This window comes from Ruegeria atlantica, assembly GCF_013032005.1.
In the GTDB taxonomy this organism is placed as follows: Bacteria; Pseudomonadota; Alphaproteobacteria; order Rhodobacterales; family Rhodobacteraceae; genus Ruegeria; species Ruegeria atlantica_A.
In genome coordinates this window covers 84,237-101,949 of record NZ_WQBE01000012.1, presented here as the reverse complement: position 1 = coordinate 101,949, position 17,713 = coordinate 84,237, and the positions used below count along the sequence as shown (strand labels likewise).

The window sequence follows — 17,713 nt, the reverse complement described above, 5'->3', positions numbered from 1 at the left end:
AAACCGGCCAAAGGGTCATTTTGGCGGGAACAGAACCAGCGTTTGCAGGGCCGTACCGACAGGACCTTGCGTGTCATACAATACGGACTGGGACATTCCGATCCCCGACGGCTGCCAATGGCACAGCGATTCTGAGGCCAGCCAATCCGACCCCGGCTCACGATGGATTTGCACGGTCAGATCGGTGTTCATGAACCCCATCTCGGTCGTCGGTGCGTTCCACGAGATGCCGTTGCCACAATCGGCCAGCGGGCACAGTGCCTGAATCGGCGAAGGGTCCTCGCCCTCAAGCAAAGCCGGGGTGCGCATCCAGACCGTCTTGGGACCGGCGCCCTGATTGCCGCCTTTCGGGTACAGCACTTCTGAGTGGTTGGCGAAGCCTGGTAGTCCGTGGCGTATCTCACCGATCGGAAATGGCCCCGTCACCGCATCTTCCAGCCGGGGTGGAGCGATCGTGACATTCGGGACCGGTCCCAGGTTACGGCGGGCCAAGTGCATCGTGGTCGCGGTGGCGCAGAGCGTGTCATCCAGATCGTGAACCGTTACCCGCGTGGTCGCCAGTGTCTTGGTATGGCGCGTAGTCTCGGCAGCCACGCGCAGCCCTGCCAAGGGTTGTGGGCGCAGCAGATCGACCGTCAGGCGGGTCAGCATCTTTTCCGGTCCCACCTCGGTTTCCGCGGCACGCACGATCAGACCGCTGACAGGCCCAGCGTGGCAGTGATCGGCCGACCACGGCCCCCGGGCGGGGTCATTGCCCACAAAAGCGCCATCAGGGCGCAGATGAAAATAGGCCTGTTGGCTCAGGTCTTGTGTCCCGTTCATACGCTGCCTCAAAAGTTTTCTGTGCGTGTCTGGTCATCCGATCCGATGACCGGGCTTTACCTTGGGCCAAAGAATGACTTAGCTGCGGCAACGATGTCCAGTTCAGTGACGGCACGTCATCACTGGCAAATTGAAGCAGAGGGGGGCGCGACATGGCGTTGCTGATCGAAACCGGGTTGTCCGACTGGATAAGCGACAACGACATCGCCCAAGACATTCGGCGGCTGCACCCGGACATGGATGTACGCACGCCTGAAACCCTTGGTGATCCGACCGACATCACGATGGTCGCCGTCGTCGTGCTGAGCAACGATCACCCCAAGCGGCTGCCCAACCTGAAACTGGTGCAAAAACTGGGCGCCGGGGTCGAAACCATCGTCAGCAATCCGCACCTGCCCGCGCATGTGCGTATAACACGGCTGAAACCGGACGCCCCCGCGCAGGGTATTGCCGAATGGTTCGTCGCTTATGTTCTGCGCCATCAACGACACATGACCTTTCATGAAAAGGCGCAAAACCGCGCGGAATGGGCCCCCAGAGCACCACTCTATTCGCCAGACACCGTGGTAGGTGTGCTGGGTCTGGGCCATATCGGTGCCCGCAGCGCCAAAATGCTACGCGCCGTCGGGTTTCAAGTGATGGGTTGGAGCCGCTCAGCCAAGCAGATCGATGGGGTTACCTGCCTGCATGGCGACGCGGCTCTGCCAGAACTGCTGGGTCAGTGCGACCATGTCTGCGCGATCCTGCCTTCGACCCCGCAGACAATCGGTTTGTTCGATGCAGGGATGCTGTCGGCAATGAAGCCAGGTAGCCAGTTACTGAACGCGGGTCGCGGGGATCTGATTGAAGAAACCGCCCTGATCGTCGCGCTGGACCATGGTACACCCGGTCATGCGGTGCTGGACGTGACTTCGACCGAACCACTTCCGTCCGACAGCCCGCTCTGGACACATCCCAGTGTCACCATCACGCCGCACGTGTCGGGTTGGCATCTGGGCGAAGCGCTAGCTGATGTGGGCGAGAATTTCCGCCGCCTGAGCGCCGGAGGCCTTTTGCTGCACGAAGTCGACAGGACCCGCGGTTACTAGACCCAGATCAGGGTGTCAGGATCCAGTTTCCGCCTGCGTCGCGACACCGGCGGGTTCTGACCTCGCGGGTCTGATCCGATCCTTCGGGTCGAATGAAATGCTGCAGGTGTACGCAGTTGTCACGTACGTCGCGGACGCGAATCGTGCCTTTCGAACCGGTGGCTTCGTTCACCCAGGAACTTTCCTCACCCACCCGAGGTGTCGCGCCTGATAGCATCGCGTCAGCGGCTGAGTTCACAACCTCGAAATCGGCAGGTGTCAGCCCCATTTCTGCGATGATTCGGGAAAGCGGCTTGGCCTGCACGGTCGGGATTGCCGCCAGAACAACAACAGCCACCAATGTAGTAGATATCCAGGCTTTCATGATCGCCTCGCCTTGCTGAAATAGATTTGCATTCAAGACTATACCGGCAGCGAACGGGGGCCAAGCCCTGTTGGGCAAACGCTAAAACTATCTAGAACAATTCTTTTGACAGTCTAAGGCCGCTACTGGCATGGCATTCCATTCGTGGCGTTCGCCCGGCACAACTGAGTTACCCCGCACGAATGCCCCCTAAGGTGCGTGGGCGGACCGAAACAACCACGATCAACTGTGCAAAGACGCGAACCAGCAACCACCCCGTAACTGGCTAACCACTTACGCCGATTCAGTTTTTCCCGCGCAGGGGTTCACAGAAGCGCTTGAATCTGGTGAAATAGCACCGTTTTTAGCACTGGAGATTGTTCAATGGTACTGCGCGGATCCCTGCTGGCACTGGCAGCTGTAATTGGCCTGACGGCCTTAGAGGCGACGCCTGTAGTCGCCAAAGAGGAAACCAAATCGGTCTTCGTCATGAGCCGCACATGGGCCGTTACGCAGGTCTCGGATGCTCCGGTCGTGTACCGCGCAACGCGTGACAACAACAATCTGAACCCGTTCGGTCCGCCACCCCGCCTGCGCACCATTCAAGCTATGGCCGCCATTCAGGCAGCCACCGGATGCAAGCCTATCCGGGCCAGCATGTATCAAAACATCTCAGGCCAGTTCTTTTCGCAGGTCAGCTGCAATTGATCTTGCCGCGAAACGGGCATTGAGGTCAGCGCGGCCCACTGCCATAGCTTGCGCATGAAACTCGCAATCAATGGATTCGGTCGTATTGGCCGCACGATCCTGCGGCAGCTGCTGGCTTTGCCGTGGGGCAAGGATATTGAGCTGGTGCTGATCAACGATATCGCACCGCTGGAAACCTGTGCCTACCTGTTCAAATACGACAGCACGTTCGGCCCCTACTGTGGGCCTGTCGATACCGGCGACGGAACCCTTGTCATCGACGGCCACACAATCCCGGTGACCCACAGCCCAGACCTGTCCCGCGTCGACCTGAGCGGCGTGGATGTCCTGATGGATTGCACCGGCGTCGCCCGTACCTCGGATGTTGCCAGCCAGGGGCTGACCGCCGGGGCGGGCAAAGTGCTGATCTCGGGCCCCTCGCCCGCAACCGAAGTCACGATCGTTCTGGGCGCCAACGAAGCGCAGTTGGGCAACGCCCGGATCGTTTCGAACGCGTCCTGCACCACCAATGGGCTGGCCCCACTGATCAAGGTGCTGGATGGAATCGGCGGCATCGCCTCGGCCCATATGACGACCATCCATTGTTATACCAACAGCCAACCCATGATTGACGCCCCGCGCGGCGATCTGGCCCGGTCACGCGCCGGGGCGCTTTCCATGGTGCCCACCACCACCAGCGCCACGCACTTGATTGATGAGGTCATGCCGCATCTCGCGGGTCGCATCTCGGGCGCGGCGGTGCGTGTCCCCACAGCCAGTGTGTCTGCGGTGGATTTGGTCGCAATACTTGAGCGCGGTATGTCCGCCACTGACTTTGAAGCCGAGCTGCGCAAGACGGTCGCGCAGTCTCCCGTTCTGGGATGGACCGATCACCCGCTGGTGTCGTCAGATTTGCGTACACGACCGGAATCTTTGGTCATTGCAGGCCCCGAGACGCGGATGGTCGGCGACCGGCAGGTTCGCATTTTCGGCTGGTATGACAATGAATGGGGCTTTTCAGCACGTATGCTCGACGTCGCCCGCCTGATGGCACAGCCTTGAATTTGCGGAACCGCAGCGCGCGGGCCTGCCCGGGCGCTGCCCGGCCCAACGGGTCACGAGCATCCTTGATGCGATGGGATCGGGCGGGAGGAGCCCGTCAATGCGTTCATGGGTTGGCGCCACATTACCGCCCCGCAAACGGGGCTGACGGGGCACACAAACCGGTAATTTGGCATCTCATTCGATAAGTTCTTTCCCTGTGTGGAAACTGATGCTCTAACATGAACGGTATCAGCCGTTGTTTTTCATAAGACGGTGAAATTGATTTCGACTTGGGGCAGTTGGAGCCATTCGATGCGGGGAAGCAGGCCACAGGCCTTTGTGAAATATTGTCTGCTTGGCGTTATTGCCGCCGCTCTGCCCTCAACTCTGGCCGCGCTGGAAACATCCCTGTCCGCGCCCGGTGCGCCACAGGACGTGGTTGAACGTATCGAAGAAACCTCCTCGGTCTTAACGGCAGATGAACGTGGTTTGGATACACCGCTTGAGGTTCTGTCCGCTGCCCTGTCGGATTACCGCACGCTCGTACAGATACTGTATGACGAGGGCTATTTCAGCCCCGTCGTCAGCATCAAGCTGGATGGCCGAGAAGCGGCTGACATCAGCTCGCTAACCGTACCCAACACGATCAACCGAGCGGTTATCACGGTAAATACCGGACCGACCTTCACTTTTGGAACGGCTATCGTCGCCCCTGTTACGCCGGAGACAATCCTGCCAGAGGAGTTTGCTCCCGGAAAACTGGCCACGACCGGTGCCATCCAACAGGCGGCCTCGGCCGGGGTACAGGGCTGGCGGGACGCCGGTCACGCCAAAGCCCAACTTGAAGACCAAACCGTCATCGCTCGCCATGCGCAGAGAAAGCTGGATGCTGAAATCGACCTTGAACCCGGTCCGCGCCTGACCTTCGGCAAGATGTTCATCAAAGGCGATACAGATGTACGCCACCACTCGATCAACAAGATCGCCGGCTTTCCCTCGGGCGAGGTTTATTCACCAGCGGAAATCCAGAAGGTCGGCACCCGTTTGCGTCGGACAGGCACGTTCAGCATCGTTTCGATCGAAGAACATAAAACGCCCAATCCCGATGGCACGTTGGATTTCGATGCAACTTTTGAGGACATGCCCAAACGCCGCCTGACCTTCGGGGTCGAGCTGGCCTCGAATGCAGGGCTGGACGTCACCGCGACCTGGACCCATCGCAACGTCTTCCGCCGCGCGGAACGGCTGCGGTTCGAAGCCGCTCTGCGCAATATCGGCGGAACCGAGGATTTGGACGGCCGCATTGGTTTGCGCCTTGATCAACCCGACCGGCTGGGCCCGGACGACAACACCTTTTGGAGCGCCCTGCTGGAGCGCCGCAACACTGACAACTACAACGTCTCAATTGCGTCGCTGGCTTACGGTGCAAGGCGAACCTTCTCTGATCGGCTTTATGCCGAAGCTTCAGCCGGGTTTCAGTGGTCGGACGCGGATGACGCCTATGGCAGCGGCCGTAAGTTTCGCTATTTTATCATCCCAACCCGGTCGGAATGGGACGAGCGTGACAGTAAAGTCAGCGCGACCCGCGGGTTCTATCTGGATGCGCAAATCATGCCCTTTGTAGGTTTTTCCGGCACAGACACGGGCATCAGGCTGTTCGCCGACACACGCGCCTATACCAGCCTGGGCACGGGCGGGCGGCTCGTTTTGGCTGGTCGGGCTCAGATAGGATCGATAATCGGTCCTTCCCCAAGCAATGTGACACCGGATTTCCTGTTCTTCTCGGGTGGTGCCGGCACAGTGCGTGGGCAGCCGTTCGAAAGCCTCGGCATTCCAGTCAACGGTGGTGAAGCAGGCGGCAAGTCCTTCCTCGGTCTGTCGGGAGAAGTCCGTGGCAAGATCACCGACACGATATCGCTTGTCGGGTTCTATGATTTCGGTACTGTGGACACTTCTTCTTTCATCGGCAGCGGTGCAGAATACCATTCCGGTGCCGGGCTTGGGGTGCGGTATGATCTTGGGGGGTTCGGCCCTCTACGCGTTGACTTAGCCCTGCCGGTTCAGGGCGACACTGGCGATGGTCTGCAATTCTATATCGGGATCGGACAAGCGTTTTGATACGGCAGTTTTCATATCCGGTTGTGACAACTGTGCTGATCCTGACAGCGCCGCCCGTACTCGCGCAAGAGGATGACGGCGGCGGCAGCATGCTGGAACGTTTTCTGCAGGACACCCTGTCGGGGGATGATCAGAACGTAACTGTCAAAGGGTTGCAAGGCGCGCTGAGCGCCCGCGCGACGATTGAAGAGATCACCGTATCGGACGACGAAGGTGTCTGGCTGACCATCAAAGACGCTCAGCTGGACTGGAACCGGCTGGCCCTGATCCGGGGTCGATTTTCCGTCAATGCCCTGACCGCGCAGGAAATCGACATCGCCCGCACGCCGGGCAAAACCACCAAGGACACGCCTGCGCCGACAGCCGAAACCAAACCGTTCGAACTACCGGAACTGCCCGTTTCCATCGAGATCGGTGAAATCAGGATTGATGAGCTGTCACTGGGTGAACCTCTGATCGGGGTTGCCGCCGATCTGACGGTGACGGGGAACCTGTCACTGGCCGATGGTACATTGGACACCAACCTGGATGTCACCCGCCTGGACCGCGGAGGGGATGAGGTGACACTGACCGCCGGGTTCCAGAACACCTCGCGCGAGATCAATCTGGACCTGCAGGTGAAAGAGGCCGCAGGCGGCGTGATATCAACTGCGCTGAATATTCCCGACAGCCCACCGATCGGCCTGTCGGTCACAGGCTCGGGCCCAGTGACCGATTTCACTGCTGATATCGCCCTGAGCAGCGACAATCAGCAACAGGTAACAGGGCAGATACAGCTGCGCGCCGCTGAAACCGGTGCGGCAGACGGGATCGCCTTTACCGCCGATCTGGGTGGCGACCTGACCCCCTTTATGGCCGAGGATCTGGACCCGTTCTTTGGCCCGAAAACACGCCTGTTCGTGGACGGCCAAACCAAACCGCAAGGCGCGCTGGACATCCCCGATCTGGAATTGACCACCCAAGCCCTGGACCTAAAGGGTGAGTTGCAATTGGCTGAAGGCGGCACGTTGCAATTGGCGGCCTTGCAAGGCCGGATCACCCCGCCGGACGGAACAACGGTGGTTTTGCCGGTCAAAGGCGGCGAAACCTCGATTGAAGCGGCGCAGATTTCCGCTTTGTTCGATCAGAAAAACGGCAATTTGTGGGACCTGAGCCTGACGGCGAATGCGTTTAAATCTCCGCAAGCGAAACTGGACACGGCCCGCATCACCGCGCAGGGCACGTTGGAACAGGGCACTTCATTCAGTGTAACGGGAGACCTTCAGGCCATCGTGGACGGGATCGATCTGAATGATAAGGCCCTGAACACGGCCTTGGGAGAGAACATCACGCTGGATGGGCAGTTCGATTACGGCATCGATCAGTCGCTGAACCTGTCGGGGTTCGAACTGGTGGGAACCGACTATACCCTTGGGCTGGATGCGTTGATCGACGGATTGAATAGTGGCCTGACGGTTGACGGTTCGGCCACGCTTGAGGCATCGGACCTGTCGCGTTTTTCGGACCTGGCGCAGCTTGATCTGGGCGGTAGTGCCTCGGCCCGCGTTGACGGCACAGGCTCACCATTAGAGCGTAGCTTTGACGGCAAACTGGTGCTTGAGGGCAGCAATCTGGTCACCGGGCGCGACGATATCGATCCCGTCATCAAAGGCGAAACCACCATCACATTGGATGCCAGCCGAGGCAGCGACGGCATCACCATTCGCGAGTTTGACCTGAACAGCGAAGCTGCGCAGGCAAAGGCCAGCGGCGAGGTCACGACACCTGACGGCAACCTGACCATTGACGGCAAGGCCCGCGTGAATGCGTCTGACCTGTCGGTCTTTTCCGGTCTGGCCAAGCGTGAACTGGGTGGCGCCCTGCGGGCGGAAATGGACGGCAAAGGCACCGTGCAGACTTTGGAATTCGACGGCACGGCCAGCGTGATCGGACAGGATTTACAAACCGGAATGTCCGACATCGATCCGCTGCTGACCGGCAAGACCACGATCACCTGGGACGGGGCACGCACGACCGATCGGATTGAAATCCGCGAAGCGACGGTCAACGGTACCGCCTTAACCGCAAAAGTCGCCGCAACGGTGGATGACCCTACCGGAGAGCTTTCGGTTGACGGCACCGCCCGTGTGAACGCCCCGGATCTGTCGCTGTTCTCGGGGTTGGCCAAGCGGGACCTCGGCGGCTCGGTCACCGCGAATGTGCAGGGCAACGGAAATCTCGCCAATCGTGTCTTTGACGTTCAGGGCAATGTGGACGCTGACGACCTTCAGACCGGGATTGATTTGGTCGATAAATTGATCCAGGGCCGCACGACCCTGAACATTGATGCCGACAAAGACGACGACGGCATGGAAGTCCGTAAGTTTAGCCTGAAGGGCACTGCCCTATCCGCCAATGCCTCGGGCAAACTGGATCGAGAGGCGGGTGGCTTGACCTTCTCGGCCCAGCTTGACGACCTGTCCCGTGTCATGACGTCGATGTCCGGCCCGCTGACGTTGGACGGGAATGTCGCCCCAACGGGATCGGGACTGGAAGGAGACATGCGCCTGAGCGGCCCGGACAGTTCCTATGCAGCCCTGACCGGAACAGTAGACACCGATGGTTCGGCCGATTTGGATTTCGACGCCAAGTTGAACAGGATCGAACGGTTCGCGCCAGAATTCCCTGGCACCGTTGCGGCAACCGGCACGGCCAAGCGCGACAACGGCGTCTGGACCATTGACGGGTCAGCCAATGGTCCGGCCGAGATCAACAGCACTATCGCTGGAACCTTCGATGAAAACAGCGGCGAGGCCGATCTGCGGGCGCAGGGTGGCATCAATCTGGGCGTCGCCAACATCTTTATCTCACCCAACAAGATCGAAGGATCGGCCCGGCACAATCTGCGGCTCAAGGGAAAGCCCGAGCTCAGTTCGCTCAGCGGTTCTATCACCACTTCAGGCACGTCAATTGCGATCCCTGAGATCGGACAGACAATAACCGGCATCAGCGGCTCGGTCGAATTGGCGCAGAGTCGCGCCAATATCTCGTTGAATGGTGGCATGCGCGCGGGCGGCACTTTTACCATCTCGGGGCCATTGGACCTGACACCGCCGCTGAACGCGAACATTGTTACGCGGCTCAATCAGTTGGTGCTAACAGACAAGCTTCTGTATGAGACCACGCTGAACGGTGAGATCGCCATGACCGGAGCGCTGGCGGGCAACAGCGCCATTTCCGGACAGATCACGTTCGAGGAAACCAATATCAACCTCGCTGCCGCGGCTGGTGCCGTGGGCGCCGCACCGATTCCCGAGATCAGGCATGTCAATGAAAGCGCGGCTGGTTACCTCACACGGGAGCGCGCGGGCCTTGTTGTCGAGGAAGGCGCGGAAAAAAGCGATTCACGTATCGCGCTGGATGTCAGCCTGCTGGCGCCCAAGGCGGTTTTCGTGCGCGGCCGGGGTGTGAACGCCGAACTGGGGGGGCGGCTGAATATCGGCGGCACGACCACCGCAGTTATCCCATCCGGCCAAATCGAACTGATCCGGGGAAATTTCGACATTCTGGGCCGCAGGCTGGCCCTGACAAAAGGCATCGTGACACTGCAAGGCGACCTGACGCCGTATATCGAGTTCGCCTCATCCACCAGCACGTCCGATGGCACCGCCACAATCGAAATCGCGGGCCCGCTGGATGCGCCGGAGGTTGACGTTTATTCCGACCCTGAACGCCCAGCCGAAGAGGCGCTGGCCATGCTCTTGTTCGGCAACCGGTTTTCCGAAATTTCACCCTTTGTCATCGCCCAGATGGCGGCGTCTCTGGCGCAGCTCAGCGGTGCCGGGGGAGATGCAACCAAAGGGCTTCGCGATTCGACCGGCGTTGACACGGTGGATATTGGCGCGTCCGAAGGCGGTGCGGGCCGACTGGGGGCCGGCGCGTATCTGAGCGACAATCTCTACACCGATTTCACCGTCAATACCGAAGGTGACACCGAGGTGAACCTGAACCTTGACGTGTCGGACAGTTTTACTGTCCGCGGTTCAGTCGACGGGCGTGGAGAAACCGGGGTTGGCGTGTTTTTCGAACGGGATTATTAATCGCTGCGGCGGATGCCAATGGTGTGCCCAACCTGCGGCGCGGGGTCCAATGGTGCATGATCTTGAACCATCCGGGCCAACCGCGTGACCGCCCAATCTGGGTAGGGTGCCGAACGCCCAGTCGTGTGGCTGACATTCATGAACAGCGCCTCTTGCGTAGCGCAGAGCGTGTTCTCACCAGATAGCATCTGTGCAAAGTAATGCCCCCGCTTCTGATCGGAATCCAACATCCGAAAGCGAAACCAGAACGGTTCGTCCTGCCTAATCTCGCGCAAAAAATTCATATGCGACTGCAGGATGTAAGGCCCCTGCCCCAATGCGTCGACCTGCGCCTCGCCCAGACCCAGATGATCATCCATCAAGTGATCCAGCGCGCGGTCGAAGGCCACGCCATAGAACCCCACATTCATGTGGCCGTTATAGTCGATCCACTCAGGCAAAACTATAAACCCTCGTATTTCAATCGGGGCGTCATAGGGCCCATCGTGACCACTGAGGGGGTTAGTCATCTGGATCTTCCTCGAATATTGCGACGGCGCGCACAAAACCCGCCGAGGCGCCCTTGATCTTGAACGGAAAACACGAAATTTCGAAACCTGTTGGTGGTAGGTCTTCCAGATTGGTCAATTTCTCAATGTGGCAATAACCGATGTCCATCGACGCCCGGTGGCCCTCCCAGATAATCGACGGGTCGCGCGTTTCGGCATATTCCTGGGCCGTCAGCGCAAAGGGTGCGTCCCAGCTCCAGGCGTCTGTGCCAGTGACCCTTACGCCGCGTTGGGTCAGATACAACGTCGCTTCACGCCCCATACCGCAGCCTTTCATCAGGTAATCGGGTTTTCCGTATTGCGTACCGGCTGAGGTGTTTACGACCACGATATCCAACGGCTGCAAGGTATGCCCGATCCGCTTCAACTCGGCCTCAACATCGGCGGCAGACACCACATAGCCGTCGTCGAAATGGCGAAAATCCAGTTTTACGCCGGGGTTCATGCACCATTCCAGCGGCACCTCATCGATGGTGATCGCCCTTTCGCCATTATTCATGGTCGAGTGGTGGTGATACGGCGCGTCCAGATGGGTGCCGTTATGCGTGGCAATTTGCAGCCGCTCGATGGCCCAGCCTTCGCCGCCCGGTAGGTCCTGTTTTTGCAAGCCGGGAAAGAAGGACATGACCTGTTCTGCGGTCTGATCATGGGTCATGTACTCGATTTCGGGCAGCATGATTGGCGGGTCCGAAACGATCCCGGTTTCCAACGGAACGGACAGATCGACAAAACGGCGGGTCATGTAAAACTCCTGCACCAGTGACGGCGACAGGGTTGGCTGCAAGTAACTTACTGTCAAGGAAAGAAAAAAGGCGGCCCAATCGGCCGCCTTTCATGCTGCGTACGCAACAAGGTTATTCTGCCGCGACCGCGTCTTCGATTTTTTCAACCCGGATAGCCGAGAACTTGAACTCGGGGATTTTGCCAAACGGATCGATGGCCGAGTTGGTCAGGATGTTCGCCGCCGCCTCGACATAGGCGAAGGGAATGAACACCATGTCCTCGGCAATGGCCCGGTCCGCGCGTGCCATGATCTCGATCGAACCACGCCGTGTGGTCAGACGGATCATTTCGCCCGGTTCGATCCCCATCAGCTTGAGCGTTCGGGGGTTCAATGAACAGTTCGCTTCCGGTTCTACGGCATCCAGAACCTTAGCACGGCGGGTCATGGACCCGGTGTGCCAATGTTCCAACTGACGGCCGGTCGTGGCGATCATTGGATATTCGTCATCCGGCGCTTCGTCCGGTGGGATGACGCTGGCAGGGGTAAACCGCGCACGGCCATCGGCACGCGGGAAACCATCGCCAAACACAATCGCCTGACCCGGATCGGTTTCGCTGAGCGACGGGTAGGTGATCGTTTCTGTTTCCAGACGCTCCCACGTAATGTTATCCAGCGACGCCATGGTCAGCTTCATCTCGGCAAAGACCTGAGACACATCCGTGTAATCCCAGTTCAGACCGATGCGCTGCGCCAGTTCCACCGTGATCTTCCAATCCTCGCGCGCCTCACCCGGAGGCGTCACAGCGGGGCGCACCCGCTGCACCTGACGGTTGGTGTTCGACACGGTGCCGTTCTTTTCATACAGCGCCGAGGCGGGCAGGATGATGTCAGCATAGTTCGCCGTTTCGGTCAGGAAGATATCCTGTACGATCATCAGATCCAGCTTGGCCAGTGCCTCGCGCGCGTGACCCACATCCGGGTCGGACATGGCCGGGTTTTCACCCTGAATGTACATCCCCTTGATGTTGCCCGCGTAAGCCTGATCAATGATCTCGGTAACCGTCAGGCCCTTCTCGTTCGAGAAATCCTCAGAGTTCCATACGTTGTTGAACTTGGCGCGGATGTTGTCGTCAGTAACCGACTGATAATCCGGCAAGAACATCGGGATCAGACCCGCATCAGAGGCGCCTTGCACGTTGTTCTGACCGCGCAGCGGGTGCAAACCCGCGCCCGGCTTACCAACATTTCCGGTCATCAGTGCCAGCGAGATCAGGCAGCGCGAGTTATCCGTGCCATGGATGTGTTGGCTGACCCCCATGCCCCAGAAGATCAGACCGGCTTTGGCCTGCGCAAAGGTGCGGGCGACACGGCGCAGCTGGTCCGGTTCAATGCCGCAGATCGGCGACATCGCTTCGGGTGTGAACTGTCGCAGATGTTCTTTCTCGGCCTCCCAGTTCTCAGTCCAGCGGTGGATGTATTGGCTGTCATACAGCTCTTCCTCGACGATCACATTCATGATCGCATTCAGCATCGAGACATCCGCACCGGGGCGGAATTGCAGCATCTCATCCGCGAACTTGCGCATTCCAACGCCGCGCGGATCCATCACGATCAGCTTGCCACCGCGCTTGGTGAACTGCTTGAAATAGGTCGCTGCAACGGGGTGGTTTTCGATCGGGTTGGCCCCGATGATGATCGCCACATCCGCGTTTTCGATCTCGTTGAAGGTCGCGGTCACAGCGCCGGAGCCTACGTTCTCAATCAGGGCCGCAACCGACGACGCGTGGCACAGACGGGTGCAGTGGTCGACGTTGTTGTGGCGGAAGCCCTGACGGATGAACTTCTGGAACAGATAGGCCTCTTCGTTGGTGCATTTGGCCGAGCCAAAGCCCGCAACGCTGCGCGGGTCCTCGTCGCGCATCGCCTTCAGCTTGGTGGCCGCCAGATCCATCGCCTCTTCCCAGGTCGCTTCGCGGAAATGGGTCGATAGGTTGCCGGGATCGACGTTCAGGCCCTTGGCAGGCGCATCCTCGCGCCGGATCAGCGGTTTGGTCAGGCGGTGCGGGTGGTGGATATAGTCGAAGCCAAAGCGGCCTTTGACGCACAGACGGCCTTCGTTTGCGGGGCCGTTGATGCCTTCGACATACTTGACCTTGCCATCCTTGACCTTCAGCGAGACTTTGCAGCCAACACCACAGAACGGGCAGACGCTTTCGGTTTCAGAGTCGTAATCCTTGCTGTCCCCCTGTTGCTGATCGTCCAGCACGGTGGCCGGCATCAAGGCACCCGTCGGGCAGGCCTGAACACATTCGCCACAAGCTACGCAGGTCGAAGTCCCCATCGGGTCGTTCTGATCGAACACCACCTGCGAGGTATGTCCGCGACCGGCCATTCCGATCACGTCGTTGACCTGCACGTCACGGCAGGCGCGGACACAGAGGTTACAGTTGATGCAGGCGTCCAGATTGACGCGCATCGCAACGTGGCTGTCATCCAGCAGCGGGATCTTTTCGGCCTCTTTGGCCGGGAAGCGGCTGTCGCTGACATCGTTCAGCTTGGCCATGTCCCAGAAGTGGCTGGACACATCATGCGGCTGTTCGGGCTGGTCAGCGACCAGCAGTTCCATGACCATCGCACGCGATTTTTCGGCGCGGTCGGTGTCTGTCTTGACAACCATACCTTCCGAGGCAGGGCGGATGCACGAGGCGACCAGAGTGCGCTCGCCTTCCACCTCGACCATACAGGCGCGGCAGTTACCGTCGGGTTTGTAGCCCGGTGCCGGTTTGTGGCACAGATGCGGGATTACCAGTCCACGGCCGTTGGCCGCGTCCCAGATCGTGGTGCCTTCGGGCACGGTGACGTCGTCGCCGTTCAGGTTGAAGGTGACGGTCTTGGTTGGGCTTGCATCAAGCATGGCTCTGTCTCCCTCAGATTTCGTCAGCGAAGTGTTTCATGACCAGGCGGATCGGGTTCGGGGCCGCCTGCCCCAGACCGCAGATGGACGCGTCGCCCATGACTTGACACAGATCCTCCAGCAGGTCCTGATCCCACTTGTCGGCCTGCATCAGCTTGACCGCCTTTTCACAGCCCGCCCGGCAAGGCGTACACTGGCCACAGCTTTCATCCTCGAAGAACCGCAGCATATTCAGCGCCGCATCACGCGCGGTGTCTTGATCAGACAGAACCACCACGGCGGCCGAGCCGATAAAGGTGCCATGTGGTTGCAACGTGTCAAAATCCAGCGGGATATCGTCCATCGATGCAGGAAGCAGACCCGAAGACGGTCCACCTGGCTGATACGCCTTGAAGGTCTGACCTTCGGCCATGCCGCCGGCAGCCTCGATCACATCCAGAATGGTCGAGCCTGCGGGCAGCAGGTAAACGCCAGGCTTCGCCACCCGGCCCGAGACCGAATAGCTGCGCAGGCCCGTGCGACCGTTCTTTTCAGTGCTGTTGAGGCATTCCGGCCCTTCACGGCACACTTTGGTGACCCAATACAGCGTCTCAACATTGTGCACCAAGGTCGGGCGGTTAAAGACCCCAACCTGCGCCACGAACGGAGGACGATGACGCGGCAGGCCCTTTTTGCCTTCGATCGACTCGATCATCGCGGATTCTTCACCGCAGATGTAGGCGCCAGCCCCCCGGCGCAGGTCGATATAGCCTGACTCAACGATCCCGGCCTCTTCCAGCGCTACAATCTCACGGTGCAGGATTTCCAGCACTGCCGGATATTCGTCGCGCATGTAAATAAAGCAAGTCTCAGCCTCGACCGCCCAAGCGGCGATCAGCATGCCCTCAAGGAAAACATGCGGCGTGCGTTCCAGATAGTAACGGTCCTTGAACGTGCCGGGCTCACCCTCATCGCCGTTCACAGCCAGATAGCGCGGACCTTCGTTCATGCGAACGAAGCCCCATTTCTTGCCGGACGGGAAGCCAGCGCCACCCAAACCACGCAGGCCCGAGGACAGGACGTCTTCCTGCACCTTCTCCCAATCGCCACCGTCGCGCAGCTCTTTCAGTTTGGCATAACCGCCGTTTTCGGCATAGGCAGCGAAGGTTTCATAGTCGGGCAAATGGGCGTGGGTATCACCGGCAGCAATCGCGGCCTGCACCTTTTCCGGCGTCGCATGGTCGATATGGTTGTGGCCGATCTCAAGCACCGGGGCCGTATCGCAGCGACCCATGCAGGGGGCACGGACTACGCGAACCTCGGACGCGTCCAGACCATCCTCAAGCGCCTTTTGCAATTGCTGGGCACCAGCCATTTCGCAGGACAAAGAATCACAGACCCTGATCGTCAACGCGGGCGGAGGGGCCTCGTCTTCTTTCACTACATCGAAGTGGGCATAGAAGGTTGCCGTTTCATAGATCTCTGCCTGCCCCAACCGCATTTCGACCGCCAAAGCGGCAATGTGGTCGGCGCTGATATGGCCGTGTGCGTCCTGAATTAAATGCAGGAATTCAATCAGCAGATCGCGACGGCGTGGGCGGTCGCCCAGCAGACGTGCAATTTCCGCCTGTGCCTCATCCGTGAATTGACGGCCTTTGGGCGTGTGCCGCCCCTTGCCTTTACCTGACTTCCAGACGCCCTTGGGTGCGCCTGATGGCTTGGTGTCTAATGGTGCCATGATGCCCTCCGATTGAGGCTCCGTGTCTCATCAGAATAGCATATCGTCAAATCGCATATTTCAATCGCACGATAACGACAGTTTATCACCGCAAAGACGTCACCACGGCACGCAGCGCTTCGACTGTTGGCAATTCGGGATCCCGTGTAAGGGTCGCAAGACAAATCGGCTTGCTGACAACGGGATCGACCAGTGGCAGCACCTTTGTTCCCTTAAGATCACCCAACGCTCGCACCAGCACCCGAGGGACCACGGTGGCCGCCAACCCCTCGCGCGCCATGACCATCGAAGCGGTAAATCCGCTGGTTTCGGCGACGACATCCGGGTGCAGGCCCTGTTCAGCGAAAATCCGGTCGAGGATGCGCCGGTTCTGCATCTGTGGCTCTAGCAGGCTGAGTGGGAATTCGGCCACACTTGCCCATGGTATGGGGCCGGTTTCATCCGTCATATGCGACGGCACCAGCAAGACATAGGTCTCTTTGTACAAAGGTTGCACCTGCCGCAGATCGGTTCCGATGCTATCCCCATAGGTGATGCCCGCGTCCAGACTGCCCTCGTCCAGACGGTGCTGGATCGCTGTGGCAGACATTGTCTCGATGCGCGTAATGATGCGGGGATGCGCATCCCGCAACCGTTTGGTCAGCCGCCCGGTAAAGGCAATCGCGGTCGGGATCACACCCAGTATCAGGGTGCCGGTGATCTCACCTTTGGCGGCCAGCACCTGCTGTTCCAGCGCCTTGGTGTCATCAAGGATACGCCGTGCCCGCTGGACGATCATCTCGCCCTCTTCGGTCAGGCCCTGAAACCGGTTGGCGCGGCGGACGATCGACACGCCCAAGCGATCTTCGAGGTTGCGGATACGCATTGAAAAAGCGGGTTGCGATATCCCGCATTCCTCGGCCGCTTTGGCAAAATGACGGTGCCGCGCCAAAGCGCTAAGCAGTTGCAGGTCACGGATTTCGATCATTTTGGGATGTCTCAAAGAACGGATCAACCCTATAATAGATAGGATTTCGACGTATAGGAACTCGTCGCCAGGCTGGGAACATTTTGAACTAAACCTCAGCGATCCTTGAGTTCAATATGCACATTGAAACACCGGAAAACCGCATCTGAAATTTTATGTGAGAAGTGGACATGCGTCTCAGGATTTCCAGAGTCCACAAATTGCATATCTCTGCTGGTCGTCCGGTGATCAATGGTCACGCCGTCTGAACCTTCCGAAAGGAGAGCAGAAGCACCTGGAGTGTCCGGCAAACTTGAAGCCTCAACGTCGCTGCCCTGATAGATACGGCAGGCAATCACTTGGCCAAGAGAAGTGTTTGGGATCACGACCTGATAGGGGTGAGCCATCATGAGCGGGAATGATCTGACTTCGAATTCGTAAATTTCATCATAAGTCACGACCGCCCGTGGGTTATAGGGGCTACGACCCGTGGACCCGGCAATCGATGCGAAAGGTAGAGAGGCGAATAGCAAGACTGGTAGCAACTGGTGTGCAATTTTCTTAGGTCGCGTCATATCTAACTTGCTTCAATTCTGGCTGTTGCCTCAGAAATCTTAGGCTTAAGCCTAAGATTAAGAGCACCACTTTGACAAAATTTCGACCCGAGTGGCGGATTTATTTTT

13 protein-coding genes are annotated in these 17,713 nt (G+C 59.0%); 5 read left to right on the top strand and 8 right to left on the bottom strand.

Going from position 1 to position 17,713, the window contains the following annotated elements; all coding sequences use genetic code 11:
* Positions 1–15: 15 nt before the first annotated feature.
* Positions 16–822: a thioesterase family protein gene (locus tag GOX21_RS18360; RefSeq protein WP_170379017.1), complete on the bottom strand. Its 807-nt coding sequence runs from the start codon at positions 820–822 to the stop codon at positions 16–18.
* Between the two features lie 152 nt (positions 823–974).
* Between GOX21_RS18360 and GOX21_RS18355 the strand changes: the two genes are divergently transcribed.
* On the top strand, positions 975–1,910 hold the full coding sequence (locus GOX21_RS18355; protein ID WP_170379015.1) for a 2-hydroxyacid dehydrogenase: 936 nt from the start codon (positions 975–977) through the stop codon (positions 1,908–1,910).
* A 7-nt stretch (positions 1,911–1,917) separates the two neighbouring features.
* Here GOX21_RS18355 and GOX21_RS18350 read toward each other — a convergent pair whose 3' ends face one another.
* Positions 1,918–2,274 (bottom strand): hypothetical protein, encoded by a 357-nt coding sequence (locus GOX21_RS18350; RefSeq protein ID WP_170379013.1) that lies wholly within the window; start codon positions 2,272–2,274, stop codon positions 1,918–1,920.
* 363 nt (positions 2,275–2,637) lie between these two features.
* Here GOX21_RS18350 and GOX21_RS18345 point away from each other — a divergent pair, with 363 nt between their 5' ends.
* The 4 genes from GOX21_RS18345 (at position 2,638) to GOX21_RS18330 (ending at position 10,181) form a co-directional block, all read left to right on the top strand.
* Positions 2,638–2,961, top strand: coding sequence for a hypothetical protein (locus GOX21_RS18345; protein ID WP_170351739.1), 324 nt, complete (start codon positions 2,638–2,640; stop codon positions 2,959–2,961).
* 54 nt (positions 2,962–3,015) lie between these two features.
* Positions 3,016–4,002 (top strand): type I glyceraldehyde-3-phosphate dehydrogenase, encoded by a 987-nt coding sequence (locus GOX21_RS18340; RefSeq protein ID WP_170379011.1) that lies wholly within the window; start codon positions 3,016–3,018, stop codon positions 4,000–4,002.
* Between the two features lie 294 nt (positions 4,003–4,296).
* A complete protein-coding gene (locus tag GOX21_RS18335; protein WP_170379009.1) occupies positions 4,297–6,102 on the top strand; it encodes an autotransporter assembly complex protein TamA in 1,806 nt (601 codons plus the stop codon).
* The gene (locus GOX21_RS18330) at positions 6,099–10,181 is read left to right on the top strand and encodes a translocation/assembly module TamB domain-containing protein (protein WP_254428611.1); all 4,083 of its coding nucleotides are present in this window, start codon (positions 6,099–6,101) and stop codon (positions 10,179–10,181) included. The genes GOX21_RS18335 and GOX21_RS18330 overlap by 4 nt, the downstream gene beginning before the upstream one ends.
* Here GOX21_RS18330 and GOX21_RS18325 read toward each other — a convergent pair.
* The 6 genes from GOX21_RS18325 to GOX21_RS18300 form a co-directional block, all read right to left on the bottom strand.
* On the bottom strand, positions 10,178–10,690 hold the full coding sequence (locus tag GOX21_RS18325; RefSeq protein ID WP_170379007.1) for a thioesterase family protein: 513 nt from the start codon (positions 10,688–10,690) through the stop codon (positions 10,178–10,180). The two genes, GOX21_RS18330 and GOX21_RS18325, sit on opposite strands and share 4 nt — an antisense overlap.
* A complete protein-coding gene (locus GOX21_RS18320) occupies positions 10,683–11,471 on the bottom strand; it encodes a cyclase family protein (protein ID WP_170379005.1) in 789 nt (262 codons plus the stop codon). The genes GOX21_RS18325 and GOX21_RS18320 overlap by 8 nt, the downstream gene beginning before the upstream one ends.
* Positions 11,472–11,583: 112 nt before the next feature.
* Positions 11,584–14,367, bottom strand: coding sequence for a formate dehydrogenase subunit alpha (gene fdhF, locus GOX21_RS18315; protein ID WP_170379003.1), 2,784 nt, complete (start codon positions 14,365–14,367; stop codon positions 11,584–11,586).
* Positions 14,368–14,380: 13 nt separating this feature from the next.
* Positions 14,381–16,084: an NAD(P)H-dependent oxidoreductase subunit E gene (locus GOX21_RS18310; RefSeq protein ID WP_170379001.1), complete on the bottom strand. Its 1,704-nt coding sequence runs from the start codon at positions 16,082–16,084 to the stop codon at positions 14,381–14,383.
* Positions 16,085–16,169: 85 nt separating this feature from the next.
* Positions 16,170–17,051: a LysR family transcriptional regulator gene (locus GOX21_RS18305; RefSeq protein ID WP_170378999.1), complete on the bottom strand. Its 882-nt coding sequence runs from the start codon at positions 17,049–17,051 to the stop codon at positions 16,170–16,172.
* Positions 17,052–17,146: 95 nt separating this feature from the next.
* Complete coding sequence (locus GOX21_RS18300) at positions 17,147–17,605, bottom strand: hypothetical protein (RefSeq protein WP_170351747.1); 459 nt, start codon at positions 17,603–17,605, stop codon at positions 17,147–17,149.
* Between the last annotated feature and the right edge of the window lie 108 nt (positions 17,606–17,713).